The organism is Sphingomonas sp. CFBP 13714 (assembly GCF_014842205.1).
In the GTDB taxonomy this organism is placed as follows: Bacteria; Pseudomonadota; Alphaproteobacteria; order Sphingomonadales; family Sphingomonadaceae; genus Sphingomonas; species Sphingomonas aerolata.
In genome coordinates, this window is record NZ_JACYVG010000001.1 from 205,607 (window position 1) to 218,951 (window position 13,345).

Sequence of the window (13,345 nt, forward strand, 5' to 3'; positions counted from 1 at the left end):
GATCGGGCTGGTCGGTCAATCGCCCCTCAATGCCGCGATGTTGGCGGCATACTGTGCCGGCCCCCCGCGAAACACCGACGTCCCCGCGACCAGCGCGTCCGCACCCGCATCGATGCAGCGCTTCGCCCATTCGGCGTCGACACCGCCATCGACCTCGAGATCGATCATGCGGCCGCTCTTCTCGATCATCGTCCGGATCGCGGTGATCTTCTTGAGCTGGCTGGGGATGAAGCTCTGCCCGCCAAACCCCGGATTGACGCTCATCACGAGCACGAGGTCGACCATGTCGAGCAGGTAATCGAGCATCTTCGCCGGCGTACCGGGGCAGATCACGACACCCGCGCGCTTGCCGAGCGACTTGATGTGCTGGAGCGAGCGGTGGATGTGCGGGCCGGCCTCGTAATGCACGGTGATGCAGTCCGCGCCGGCCTCCGCGAACGCATCGAGATACGCGTCGACGGGGGCGATCATCAGATGGACGTCGAACGGCTTGGCGGTGACGCCGCGCACCGACTTCATGACCGCGGGGCCGAACGAGATGTTGGGGACGAAATGCCCGTCCATGACGTCGATATGGATCCAGTCGGCGCCGGCCGCATCGATGGCGCGGACCTCCTCACCCAGTTTGGCGAAGTCGGCGGACAGGATCGAGGGGGCGATGCGGACGGGTTGCATGAATGTGTCCTAGCGGGGGATTCACGTGGTGCGAAGGCCTTCAATCCTCCCCCAAAGCGGGGGAGGAATGATCAGGCGCGCTTCAGACGGGTGATGAAGAAGCCATCGCAACCGCCTTGTTCGGCGAGCATGCCCGGCAGCGTGCGGACGGTGCCGGTGTCGGTCGGCGTGATCCCGGCGGGGAGCTCGGCCTGGTCGACCGGCACGATCGAATAGTCGCTGCGCGCGGCGAGGAACGCGTCGAGCTGCGCCTCGCCCTCCGACGGTTCGAGCGAGCAGGTCGCGTAGACGAGCGTGCCGCCGGGCTTCACCCAGTCGGCCGCGCGCGCGAAGATCCGCGCCTGCAGCGCCGCGGTCTCGGCGATGATCGAGGGGCGGACGCGGTGGAGCACGTCGGGGTGGCGGCGGAAGATACCGGTCGCGCTGCACGGCGCGTCGATCAGGATCGCGTCGGCGGGCTCGGCGGGCGCCCATTCGAGGAGGTCGGCGTTGACGACCTCGGCCTTCAGATGCGTCCGGTAGAGATTCTCGCGCAGCCGCTTGATCCGGCTCTGCGAATTGTCGACCGAGGTGACAGTCCAACCCGCCGAAGCGAGCTGCAGCGTCTTGCCGCCGGGCGCCGCGCACAGATCGAGGACATGGCCCTCCCCCTTGCCCAGCAAGCGCGCGGGCAGCGAGGCGGCGATGTCCTGCACCCACCAGGCGCCGTCACCAAAGCCCTCCATGTCGGGGACCGAGGCATGATCGCCCAGCCGCAGATGCCCGGGCATGAAGCTCTCGCCGCCGAGCTTCTCGCGCCAGCCTTCGGTTTCGGCCGGGTCGGCGATCGTCAGGTCGAGCGGCGGTGGTGCGGCGATCGCACGGCCCGCATCGTCGACCATCTCCTCGCCCCATGCGGCTTCCCAGCGCAGCTCGACCGGAGCGGGCAGCGTCGGCACCTCGGGCAGCAGCATGTTGGCGCGGAACAGCGTCCCGAACACGCCGTGGACCAGCTTGCGCGGACCGCCATCGACCAGCGGCAGCACGGTCGAGATCGCGGCGTGCGACGGCGTGCCGAGGATCAGCACCTGGACGAGCGCGATCCGCAGCGCCATCCGCGCCTTCGCATCATCGGGCAGATTGGTCTTCGTGACCGAATCGATCATCGCGTCGAGATCGGGGAGACGGCGCAGCGTCTCGGCGGCGATCGCATGTGCAAGCCCGCGATCGGGTCCGTGGATCGCGCGGGTCGCGGCGGGCAGCGCGGATTCGAGCGATTCGCCACGACGCAGCACCGCATCGAGCAGGCGCAGCGCGGCGCGGCGGGTGGGGACGCCAAGCGGCTCGGGGGCGTGGGTGTAGTCGGGCATGAGAAGGTCCTTCGCGTTCGGGTGCCGCGCGCTGCATTGGCAAGTCGCACGGCGCCCCCCATGTGGCGGTTACGACGCCAACACGCAATCCGGAGAGCCATGATGGGCCAGCGCCCCGACCATGTGAAGCCACCCGCCTATCTGTCAAAGGATACACCGGTGCCACAGCCCGAGCCGATCGTGCCCGACAAAGACCCCGAACCGCGCGACCCGACGCGCTATGGCGACTGGGAACTCAAGGGCATGGCGATCGACTTCTGATCGCTTCGTCGTTTCGAGGCCTGATCGAGCGCTGCTCCACATCCGTCATCCCCGCGCAGGCGGGGATCCATATTCCCGGTTGGCGGCGGTGAGGCCGCACGCTTCGCCCCTATGGATTCCCGCCTACGCGGGAATGACAGAGGTTGTGTCGGTAAATCTGCGGCAGCGGTCCTGACGCACGCGGAACGTATCGCACGGCGGCGCGTCGCGGTAGGATGAGGGGATTCTTCGCAAAACGCTGGGTGAAAATCACCGGCATCGTCGTCGCTGGCGTACTGGTGCTGGGGTTGATCGTGCTCGCCGCCTTCCCCTGGGGCTCGCTCAAGGGGGTGATCCAGCGGCAGCTCACCGCGCGGTTCGGCCGGCCGGTGACGATTGGCGGGATCGAGCGCGTCGACACGTTCGGGTTCAACCCCACGATCCGCATCACCGACGTCCGTATTCCGCAGGCGGCATGGGCCGGAACGGGCGATTTCGTCCGGTTGCGCGAGGCCGAAGCCACCTTCTCCGGGCTCGCACTGCTGAAAGGTGCGTTCGGGCCGCGCGACGTGAAGGCGCGCGGACTGCGGCTCGTGCTGGTCCGCGACAGGAACGGCCGCACCAACTGGGAACGACCGGGCAAGCCGAAGGGCGGCGGGAGCTCCACCGACCTCGACGGACTGACGATCAGCGACAGCGTGATCGCCTATCGCGACGACAAGCAGGACCGGTTCGTCACCGCACGCTTCACCTCCGATCCGGTGCACGGCATCCGCGCGGCCGGCAACGGCACGATCCGCGGTGCGGCGGTGCGGATCGCCGTGGCGGGGCCTTCGGTAGCGCGGTTCCAGGGCAAGCCCTGGCCGTTCACCGCGTCGATCGACGGCGACGCGCTCTCGATCACCGCGAAGGGCCGGATGGACCACCCGCTCGACACCGACGCGATGGAGCTCGACGTGACCGCACGCGCGACCGACCTCAAGCTTATCGACGCGGTGATCGAGGCTGGGTTGTTCCGCACGCAACCGGTGTCGTTCTCCGCGCATGTCCGCCACGATCAGCCGAAATGGACCGTCACGCAGCTGAAGGGCGTGGTCGGACGGTCCGATTTCACCGGGCATGTCAGCGTCGACAAGCAGGATGGCCGTAGCAAGGTCGACGGCGCGATCGTGTCGCGACAGTTTGATTTTGGCGATCTGGCGTCGGACGAAGGCAAGGCGAAGGGGGCCGCGCTCGAACGCGCAATCGGCCCACGGCTCGTGCCCAACACGCGGATCGATATCGGCAAGATCGACACGACCGACGCGCGGATGGCGTTCCGGATCAAGCGGATCGTGAGCGCCCAGGGCGCGTCGCCGATCCTGTCCGCCAGGGGCGTGCTGGCGATCGACCACCAGTTGCTGACGCTCAGCGACCTCGACGCACGGTTGCCGCATGGTCGGGTCGAGGGGAAGCTGACGGTCGACCAGCGCGGCGACCGCAAGGTGCCGATGGTCGATATCAACCTGCGGCTGCGCGGCAGCAGCGTGCAGGATCTCGCGGGCGGCGGCGGCGAGTTCAGCGGCAATGTCAGCGCGCGCGCACGACTGAGGGGGCCGGGCACGACGATCCGCGCGGCGGTCGGCAATGCGAACGGCACGATCGGTTTCGTCGCGCGTGACGGGCAATTGCCGCAGGGAATCGCGGCGGCTTTGGGATTCGATGCGGCGCGCGCGCTGCTGGCAAAGGATGGCGAGCGCGCCGGGCTGCGCTGCGTCGTGCTGAAACTCGACGTGACGCGCGGCCATGGTCGGATCGACCCAATGATCGTCGACACGACCGCCAGCCTGTTGCGCGGTCAGGGGAGCGTGGTGTTTCCCGGCGAGACGCTGAACATCCGGCTGACGGGCACGCCGAAACAGCATGCGCTGCTGCGCGTGCCGGGCTCGGCCTATATGACCGGCACGATCGAGCGGCCGGCGGTGACGATCCCGCCCGAGGTGAAGTCGGTAGGCAACATCTTCAAGGCGATCGGCCGCGCGATCACGGGGAAACAGGGCCCGACTGCGCGCGATGCGGATTGCTCGGGGCTCGCGGCGCGCGTGCTGCGCTAAACCGATCCTCCCCCGCGAGGGGGAGGATGAAGCAATCGCCTCCTATCAGCCCGCCTCGTCCTTGAGCGGCCGCGCGAGCAGGTCGCCGATCACGTCGCGGACCGGGGCGCCTTCGAGCAGGCGGCACACCGCCTCGGTGATCGGCATGTCGACGCCCGCATCGCGCGCGGCCTCGCGCAGCACGGGGGCGGTGAATGCGCCTTCCGCGACCGTGCGGCGATCAGCCAGCAATGCGGCGGCGGCCTCGCCGCGCCCCAGCCCGACGCCAAGCGAGAAATTGCGCGAGCTCGTCGAGGAACAGGTAAGCACGAGGTCGCCGAGCCCCGACAGGCCGGCGAGCGTCTCGGCGCGGGCGCCGCGCGCAAGCCCGAACCGCGTCATCTCGGCAAAGCCGCGCGCAATCAGAGCCGCACGCGCATTCTGGCCGAGCCCGGCGCCCTCGACCACGCCGCAGCCGATCGCGAGCACGTTCTTCACCGCCCCGCCAATTTCCGCCCCCGCGACGTCGGTCGACGCATAGGTCCGGAAATGCCGCGCGGCGAGCCGGGTCGCGAGCGCTTCGCCAAGCGCCTCGTCCTCGCAGGCGAGCGTCACCGCGGTCGGCAGCCCCGCCGCCACCTCATGCGCGAAGGTCGGCCCCGACAGCACCGCGATCGGCGCGTCGGGATGCACCGCACGCGCGACCTCGCCGACCAGCCGCTTGCTCCCCGCCTCGATCCCCTTCGCGCACAGCACCAGCGGGATGCCGCCGATCGGCGCGGCGGCGAGCACGCTGCCGACATGCTGCGCCGGCGCGACGACGAGGATCGCGTCCATCTCCGCCAGCGCGCCGAGATCACCGGTGGCGCGGATCGTCGGCGACAGCGCGACGCCGGCGAGAAACAGCGCGTTCGCATGAGTCGCGTTGATCGAGTCGACAACGGCCGGCTCGCGCGCCCACAGGATGACGTCGCGACCTTCATGCGCGGCGACCTGTGCCAGCGCGGTGCCCCAGGCGCCGCCACCAATGACGCCGATCCTCATGCCTTCACCCCTGCGCCGCGCACCGCCTCGGCATCCGGATCAAGCGGCCAGCGCGGGCGGGCCGCGGTGTCGAGCGGGTCGGTCAGTCCGGCGGCGAACCGCTCCGCCCCGGCCCAGGCGATCATCGCCGCATTGTCCGTGCACAGCCAGAGCGGCGGCGCGACGAACCGCAGGCCGCGGGTCGTGGCAAGCGTCTGCAGCGCACCGCGGACCGCGCCGTTCGCCGCGACCCCGCCCGCGACGACCAGCGCGGTGGGTGTGACCGTCAGACCGTTCAGCGCCCTGGTCGTGCGGTCGATCAGGCAATCGACCACCGCGGCCTGGAACGACGCGGCGATATCCTCCGGCGCATAGTCCCCGACGACCCGCGCGACCGCACTTTTGAGACCGGCAAAGGAGAAATGCGGTTCGGCCGAACCCTTGAGCGGGCGCGGCAGCGGCACGGCCTTTGGATTGCCCAGCGCGGCGGCACGCTCGACCGCGGGGCCACCGGGAAAGCCGAGGCCGAGAATCTTGGCGGTCTTGTCAAACGCCTCGCCGGCCGCATCATCGATCGTCGTCGCGAGCCGTCGATACGCGCCGACCCCTTCGACCAGCAGCAACTGGCAATGCCCGCCTGACACCAGCAGCAGGAGATAGGGGAAAGCGAGATCGGGATCGGACAGCCGCGGCGACAGCGCATGGCCTTCCAGATGGTTGACCGCGATCAACGGCTTGCCCGCGGCATGCGCGAGCGCCTTGCCGGTGACGAGCCCGACCATGACCCCGCCGATCAGCCCCGGCCCGGCCGTCGCCGCGATCGCATCGACATCGGCCAGCTTGAGCCCCGCATCGGCCAGCGCCGCGACGATCAGCGGCTCTAGCGCCTCGACATGCGCGCGTGCCGCGATCTCCGGCACGACCCCGCCGAACGGCGCATGCGCCGCCTCCTGCCCGAGCAACCGGTGCGCCAGCACCTGTCGATCGGCGGTGACGAGCGCGGCGGCGGTTTCGTCGCAGGAGGATTCGATACCCAGAATGATCATCCCATATCCCTATCGCGCCGGACAAGGCTTGTCCTCACGCTTGTCGAACGCGCCGCGTTTCTGCATGCAGGCGTCATGACTAGTTTTCGGCTCGGCACACGCGGCTCGCCCCTCGCCCTCGCGCAGGCAGGCATGGTGCGCGACGCCTTGTGCGCCGCGCATGGCTGGTCCCCGGATCGGATCGAGACGGTCGTGATCCGCACCACGGGCGACCGTGTGCAGGATCGCGCGCTCGCCGAGATCGGCGGCAAGGCGTTGTGGACGAAGGAACTCGATCGCGCGCTGCACGACGGTGAGATCGATTGCGCCGTGCATTCGATGAAGGATGTCGAGACGATCCGCCCGCAGACCCTGCAGATCGCCGCGATGCTGCCGCGCGCGGACGTGCGCGACCGGCTGATCGGCGCGGAAACGCTTGCCGACCTGCGCCAGGGTGCTGTCGTCGGCACCAGCTCGCCGCGGCGACGCGCGCAGATGCTGCGATCGCGCCCCGATCTCGACATCGTGCTGATCCGCGGCAACGTCGATACGCGACTCGCGCGGGTCGCGGCCGGCGACATGGACGCGACGCTGCTTGCCGCCGCCGGGCTCGATCGTCTCGGGCGGACGGCGATCGGTCATGCCATCCCGACCGACATCATGCTGCCCGCGCCCGCTCAGGGTGCGGTCGGGATCGAGACCTTGGTCGGCAAGCCGGCACAGGCGATCGTCGCGGCGATCGATCACGTGGATACCAGTCTGTGCGTCCGGACCGAACGCGCGTTGCTCGCGCGGCTGGGAGCGGATTGCCATTCGCCGGTGGCAGCGCTTGCCTCGCTCGCCGGCGAAACGCTGACGCTGCGCGGCGAACTGATCGCCGAGGACGGGTCGTGCGACGTCGCCGGCGCGATCGAAGGCGGGATCGACGAAGATCTTGGTACCGCGCTCGCGCTCGATCTGCTGACCCGCGCCCCCGCCAGCGTCCGGCGCCTGTTCGCCGCATGACCCGCATCGTCGTGCTGCGCCCCGAACCGGGCAATGCCGACACATGCGCCAAGCTTCGCGGACTGGGGCTCGAGCCCCTGGCGATGCCGGTGTTCACGGTCGTCCCCGTCGCCTGGACGCCGCCTGACTTGGGCGGGTTCGATGCCGTTCTGCTGACCAGCGCGAACGCGATTCGCCATGGCGCCCTGCCCGACACGCTCAAGACGCTGCCGGTGATCGCGGTCGGCGACGCCACCGCCGCCGCCGCCCGACGCGCTGGCTTCAATGTCGCGGTGACCGGCACCGGCAACGTCGATGCCGCGATCGACGCAGCGCGGGCATCCGGGTTCGACCGCCTGTTCCACCCGGCGGGCCGCGACCGCAGGCCGACCGGCCCGGACGTCGTCGCGTGCACCGTCTATGCGAGTGAGGCGCTGGGGATCGGCGATAGCGTGTTGCCTCGGCACGAAGACCTGCTCGTTCTGATCCATTCGCCCCGCGCCGCGCGTGCCTTCGCCGAGCATGTCGCACAGGCCGGCGTCGACCGGTCGCGCGTCACGATCGCTGCGATCAGCCAAGCCGCGGCAGACGCGGCGGGCAGCGGCTGGGCTGCGGTGGTCGTGGCGGAGACTCCCACCGACGATGCGCTCGTCACGATCGCCGCAAAGCGCGCGATTGACCCTGACGCGCGTCGCGGGGATAAGCGCGTCATGAGCGACCACGTGCCGATCGAGCGTCCCCGGGCACGCGGCCCCCGCCTGGGTGTTATCATCATATTGATCGGACTGGCTTTTATCGCCGGATCGGTAGCGATGGGCTATGCGCTGAAAACAATGCCATGGTTTGGTCAGCGCACCGGTCTGACGGCCGCTGGATCGACCACGGCCGCGGCGGCATCGGGCAATCCCGATTTCACCCCCGCGCAACCGCTTAACGCAAATGGCGAACAGCCGCGGGTCGACACCGCAATGCTGGCAACGCGCGAGGCGACGCTGGCGGGCCAGCTCACCGCGCTCGAGGCCCGGACCGCGGCCGTGTCGAGCGACGCGATGGCAGCCGGGGGTCAGGCGACCCGCGCGGAAGGCCTGATGGTCGCGTTCGCCGCGCGTCGGGCGATCGATCGTGGGGTTGGACTGGGCTATATCGAGGAGCAGCTGCGACTGCGCTTCGGTCGCGCCCAGCCGCGCGCCACGGCCGCGGTGATCCAGGCCGCGCACCAGCCGGTCACGATCGAGGATCTGCGCCAGGGGCTCGATACGATCGCGCCGCAGATCACGAGCACCAACGGGACGACCAATGACAGCTGGTTGCAGACCGTGCGGCGTGAATTCAGCAACCTGATCGTGCTGCGCGAGGAAAGCATGGCCTCGCCCATGCCGGCAGACCGCCTTGCACGGGCGCGTCGTCTGCTCGAGGCCGGCCAGGTCGAGGCGGCCCGCGCCGAGGTCGAGCGCCTGCCCGGCGCGACGCAGGCGAGCAACTGGATGGACGCCGCCCGCCGCTACATCGTCGCGCGCAAGGCGCTGGATATCCTCGAGAACACCGCGCTGATGGGCCAGGCGGGCCAGCCCCAGCCAAGCCCGATCGTGGTCACCACCCCGGTGCTGCCACCGGTGGCGACATCGACGCAGACCGAGGCGCCGGTCGCCGTACCCGCCCCCTGACACCCCGTCGGGTCGACCGGCCGAGGCCTGTCGCCTAGGACTTGTCAGGGCGTCAGAAGGAGTTCCAGTCGTCCTCGTGGCGAACCATCGCCGGGATTGCGGCTGGCGGCAGCGGCTTGACCGGCGACGTATAGCTTTCGGGCTGGCCATAATCCTGTTTCGCAGGCGCGACCGGCGGCTTGGCAGCGCGCGAATCGCTGGTGCGGAACCGTCGGGCTTGGTCGGCCAGCGTGCCTACCTCGGCGGCTAGGTTGCGCGCCGCCGCCGACGTTTCCTCCACCATCGCGGCATTTTGCTGCGTCGTCTGGTCCATCGTCCCGATCGTCGCGGAAATCTCGGTGATCGCGACCGACTGGGCCTGATTGTCCCGCGCCATGGTGGCGAGCAGGGCGTGAACCTGCGCCACGTCGTCCGATATCGCCGCGAGCGCGCCATCGACCTTTGTCACCGCATCGACCGCGGTGACGATGTCGGTCTGAGTCACCGTCAGCTGGTCGCGCGCGCGCTTGGCCTCTTCCTCCGCACGCATGGCGAGCGCGGATACCAGATCGGCGACGACCGCGAATCCGCGACCCGCATCGCCGGCCCTTCCCGCCTCGACCGCGGCGTTCATCGCCAGAACGCGCGTCTGGAAGGCGATCTTGTCCAGCCCCTCGATCACGCTGTCGATACCCTTGGCGCTGTCCGATACGCGGCCCATTGCCTGTACCGCCAGATCCGCCACCGTGCGACCGCCCCCGACCGTCGCGATCGCCTGATCGGCACGTTCGACCGTCTGGCCGGCCGCGGTCACGGAAGCACGAAGCCGGCCATCCATCTGAGTCACCGACGCAGCGGTCTCCTCGAGCGACGCGGCATTGCTCTCGGTCCGGCGGGCAAGATCCTCCGATGCCTGCGCGATCTCGTTGGATCCGGTGCGGATCGCGGTGGCGCTTTCGGACACCGCGCCGATCAGCGTGCGCAACTGGTTGAGCGCGTCGTTATAGCTGTCCTCGAGCGGCGCGAAGCTGGCCGGGAGCCCCGTCAGCGTCGTCGACAGATCCCCGGCGGCGAGCGCGTTCAGCGCCTTGCCCATGGTCGTGATCGCCGCGTTGCGTTCAACCTGGGCTTCCTCGATATACATCGACAGCGACAATTCCATGTCGAGCAGCGCCGCCTTGACGATCGCGATGCTGGCATCGGTCGCGCTCGGCGTGCGGAGCCCCTTCACCAGCCGCCGCCAGGGGCTGTAGTGGCGGCCGATCCCCTCAAGCAGATTTTCGAGAACGAGCGCATAGGCGCCGACATACCATCGTGGCTCGAGCCCGATCCGCGCGTGAACGGTCCCGATCCGCCGTACGCTGTCATAGAAGCTCGCGTCGAACTGGCCTCGCGCGATGTTCATCCAGTGCTTGGCCTGAGCCGACTTGGCCGAAGTCATGTGGCCGGCATCGCGGAAGAAGGGCGAGGTTTCGGGTTGATTGCGGACCCGGTCGTAGAATTTGTCGAGCGCGCCGCCGATCAGGGATTCGATCAAGGGCCGGACGGCAGCGACGGTCGCCTGCTGATCGGCTCCCATTTCCATGAATGCGAGACGCGACGAAACTTGGTCAACGGACACGGACGGCTCCGAATATAGCGGTAGATGACCAATTTATAGGAACGCAACGTCGCTATCGGTCAGGGCCGCCTCAACAAATCGTCATCGTCGGACATACATAGATCAAGCATGCCGTACGCACGGCATGACAGGATCTGATGGTCTGGTGTGGGGGCTTGGAATTACCCGATCGGCAAAAGTCGCTGCCGTTCGAGGCAGCGACTGGAGCGGGCGAAGGGATTCGAACCCTCGACCCCAACCTTGGCAAGGTTGTGCTCTACCCCTGAGCTACGCCCGCTCTGGCGCCTGTGCCGCCGGTCAGTAACGACACGGTGGCGGGGTGAGGCGCGCTATTAGCCCGGGGTTTCGGATCCGGCAAGCGCCTTCTTTGCAAAATTTGCAGCGATCATCGCGAAGAATGTCCTTGGCGACTCCCCCAATAGAACATTACAAGAACAATTGTGAACGACTCGACCGCCCTGATCGCCCGCCTCAAGCGGATCGCGACGACCGGCCTGCCATCGCAGCGCGATGGCCGGGCGGTCGAGGCCTGGATGACCGAGGGCATGGCCAAGGCGCAGCTGCACGAGATCTTCGCGTCGGTCGACGATTCGGCAAGCGCCGCGGGTTTCGCGGTCGCGACAACTCTGGCCGCGCGAGCGGTGCCGCTATTGTGGCTGCGCACCGAGGCGAGCGAGCGCCAGGGCGGGCGACTCCACGCAAACGGTCTGGTGGAAATGGGGCTCGACGTCTCGTCGCTGGTCCTCGCGCTGGTCGATGACGAGGCCAGCCTGTTGCGCACCGCCGCGGATGCCGCACGGTGCCAGGGGCTGGGAACGCTGGTCATCGAATCCTGGGGTCGGGCGGCGAGCATCGACCTGACGGCGACGCGTCGGCTGATGCTGGCCGCCGAAACCTCGGGCGTGACCATCCTCAGCCTCAGGATCGATGCGGCCCCCATGCCCAGCGCCGCCGCGACGCGCTGGCAGGTGACATCGTGCCGGTCGCAACCGCTGGACGCGGACGCCCCGGGCAAGCCGGCCTTCGATATCGAATTGCTGCGTCGACGCGGAGGCCAGGCCGGCCTGCGCTGGCGCGTGGAGTGGAATCGTGACGCGTATGACTTCGAACAAGCCCTCCCCCAACCCGGCACCGAAACCGGCATCGATACCGCGCCGCTATCTGGCGCTGGTATTCCCATGGTTGCCGATCGAGCGGCTGCGGACGATGCGCCCCCATCTGTTCGTAGGACGGGCTGAGGCACCGATCGCGTTCGTCGAGACGGTTGCGGGCGGGGTACGGCTCAAGTCGCTCGACCGCGAAGCGCTTCGCGCCGGGCTCGAACCCGGGTTGACGCTTGCCGATGCGCGGGCGCGCGTGCCCGGACTCGAAACCTATCAGCATGATCCGCATGCCGATCACGAATGGCTCGAGCGGCTGGCGGACGGATGTCAGCGCTATACCCCGTCGGTCGCGCTCGATGCCCCGGACGGGTTGATCCTCGACATCGCCGGCTGTGTCCATGAATTCGAGGGTGAGCGCCGGCTTGCCGCCGATCTCGAGGAACGGCTGGCCCGCCGCGGCCTGCTGGTGCGACATGCCTTTGGCGACACGCCGGATACCGCGCGGGCGCTCGCGCGGTTCGCCGGGGCGCCTGCCCCCGACGAACGCCGCGCGGTGAAGCGCCTGCCGGTCGCAGCACTCGGCCTCGATGACGATGCGACGACCGCCTTGTCGCGCGCCGGGTTGAAGACGGTGGGCGACGTGATGGCACGCCCGCTCAGCGTGATCGCGGCGCGATTCGGCGAAGACGCCGCGATGATGATCCGCAGGCTCGACGGATCGGTGAAAGGGCCGATCGTGCCGCGGCAGACGGTTGCGAGGATTGGCGTCGAACGCCGCTTTGCCGAGCCGATCGCGCGCACCGACTATGCGCTCGAGATCCTGTCCGAGCTTGCGACCGAGGCCGGGATCCAGCTCGCCGAACGCCATGAGGGTGGCAGGCGCTGGGAGGCGCGGCTGTTTCGCGCCGATGGGCTTGTCCAGCGGTTGCGGATCGAGACGGGTCAGCCGACCCGCGACGTCGCCGTGCTGATGCGGCTGTTCCGCGAGCGGATCGACAGTCTCGCCGATCCGCTCGACCCCGGCTTCGGCTATGACCTGATCCGCCTCGACATCGCGCTCGCCGAACGGCTGGATGCGACGCAACTGAAACTGGAGGGCGGGCAGAAGGGAGACGGTCAGGACCGGGACGGCCAGAACCGGAACGTGGCGCAACTCGTCGACCAGCTCGGCACGCGGCTCGGTCGGGCACGGGTAAGGCGGTTCGCGGCGCGCGACAGCCATATTCCCGAACAGGCCGAACTGATGCTGCCGGCGGCGGACGCCGCCGCGGTCAGTGCGCGCCCGGCACCGTGGGCCGCGCCTGAATCGGGCGAACCACCGCTGCGCCCGATCTACCTGTTCGATCCCCCGCACCCGATCGAATCGATGATGGCCGAGGTCCCGGACGGTCCGCCGCACCGGTTCCGCTGGCGCCGCACCGTCCACGACGTCGCGCACAGCGAAGGCCCCGAACGCATCGCGGGCGAATGGTGGCGGCGTCAGGACATTCCGACGCGCGATTACTACCGGGTCGAGGATCGCCGCGGCCGGCGCTTCTGGATCTTCCGGCACGGCCTGTATTCGGAGGTCGAGACCCCGCGCTGGTATCTCCACGGCGTCTTCGCATGAC

The 13,345-nt window shown here is 68.9% G+C and carries 11 protein-coding genes and 1 tRNA gene; 6 read left to right on the plus strand and 6 right to left on the minus strand.

Features of this window, described 5'->3' with window-relative positions; translation table 11 throughout:
- Positions 1-15: 15 nt before the first annotated feature.
- Both rpe and IFT54_RS00940 read right to left on the minus strand, forming a co-directional pair.
- The gene (rpe, locus tag IFT54_RS00935) at positions 16-675 is read right to left on the minus strand and encodes a ribulose-phosphate 3-epimerase (RefSeq protein ID WP_166746596.1); all 660 of its coding nucleotides are present in this window, start codon (positions 673-675) and stop codon (positions 16-18) included.
- A 71-nt stretch (positions 676-746) separates the two neighbouring features.
- The gene (locus IFT54_RS00940) at positions 747-2,024 is read right to left on the minus strand and encodes an RsmB/NOP family class I SAM-dependent RNA methyltransferase (protein WP_107045199.1); all 1,278 of its coding nucleotides are present in this window, start codon (positions 2,022-2,024) and stop codon (positions 747-749) included.
- 102 nt (positions 2,025-2,126) lie between these two features.
- On the opposite strand from IFT54_RS00940, the gene IFT54_RS00945 reads away from it, so the two are divergent.
- The gene (locus IFT54_RS00945) at positions 2,127-2,285 is read left to right on the plus strand and encodes a DUF1674 domain-containing protein (RefSeq protein ID WP_081874308.1); all 159 of its coding nucleotides are present in this window, start codon (positions 2,127-2,129) and stop codon (positions 2,283-2,285) included.
- Positions 2,286-2,527: 242 nt separating this feature from the next.
- On the plus strand, positions 2,528-4,357 hold the full coding sequence (locus tag IFT54_RS00950; protein ID WP_342354740.1) for an AsmA family protein: 1,830 nt from the start codon (positions 2,528-2,530) through the stop codon (positions 4,355-4,357).
- Between the two features lie 45 nt (positions 4,358-4,402).
- Here IFT54_RS00950 and IFT54_RS00955 read toward each other — a convergent pair whose 3' ends face one another.
- The gene (locus tag IFT54_RS00955; RefSeq protein WP_192069339.1) at positions 4,403-5,380 is read right to left on the minus strand and encodes an NAD(P)H-dependent glycerol-3-phosphate dehydrogenase; all 978 of its coding nucleotides are present in this window, start codon (positions 5,378-5,380) and stop codon (positions 4,403-4,405) included.
- Entirely contained in the window at positions 5,377-6,405 is a 1,029-nt protein-coding gene (tsaD, locus tag IFT54_RS00960; protein WP_192069340.1) for a tRNA (adenosine(37)-N6)-threonylcarbamoyltransferase complex transferase subunit TsaD, read from the minus strand. Before tsaD ends, IFT54_RS00955 begins: the two co-directional genes overlap by 4 nt.
- A gap of 75 nt (positions 6,406-6,480) precedes the next feature.
- On the opposite strand from tsaD, the gene hemC reads away from it, so the two are divergent.
- Together hemC and IFT54_RS00970 are read left to right on the plus strand one after the other, a co-directional pair.
- Complete coding sequence (gene hemC, locus IFT54_RS00965; RefSeq protein ID WP_192069341.1) at positions 6,481-7,389, plus strand: hydroxymethylbilane synthase; 909 nt, start codon at positions 6,481-6,483, stop codon at positions 7,387-7,389.
- Complete coding sequence (locus IFT54_RS00970; RefSeq protein WP_192069342.1) at positions 7,386-9,032, plus strand: uroporphyrinogen-III synthase; 1,647 nt, start codon at positions 7,386-7,388, stop codon at positions 9,030-9,032. Before hemC ends, IFT54_RS00970 begins: the two co-directional genes overlap by 4 nt.
- 52 nt (positions 9,033-9,084) lie before the next feature.
- Here IFT54_RS00970 and IFT54_RS00975 read toward each other — a convergent pair whose 3' ends face one another.
- On the minus strand, positions 9,085-10,590 hold the full coding sequence (locus IFT54_RS00975; RefSeq protein WP_244648433.1) for a globin-coupled sensor protein: 1,506 nt from the start codon (positions 10,588-10,590) through the stop codon (positions 9,085-9,087).
- A gap of 244 nt (positions 10,591-10,834) precedes the next feature.
- Positions 10,835-10,909, minus strand: a tRNA-Gly gene (locus IFT54_RS00980).
- A gap of 163 nt (positions 10,910-11,072) precedes the next feature.
- On the opposite strand from IFT54_RS00980, the gene IFT54_RS20330 reads away from it, so the two are divergent.
- A complete protein-coding gene (locus IFT54_RS20330; RefSeq protein ID WP_192069344.1) occupies positions 11,073-11,870 on the plus strand; it encodes a hypothetical protein in 798 nt (265 codons plus the stop codon).
- Positions 11,839-13,344 carry a Y-family DNA polymerase gene (locus tag IFT54_RS00990; protein ID WP_244648533.1) on the plus strand — a complete coding sequence of 502 codons (1,506 nt, stop codon included), beginning with the start codon at positions 11,839-11,841 and terminating at the stop codon, positions 13,342-13,344. Before IFT54_RS20330 ends, IFT54_RS00990 begins: the two co-directional genes overlap by 32 nt.
- Position 13,345 lies beyond the last annotated feature (1 nt).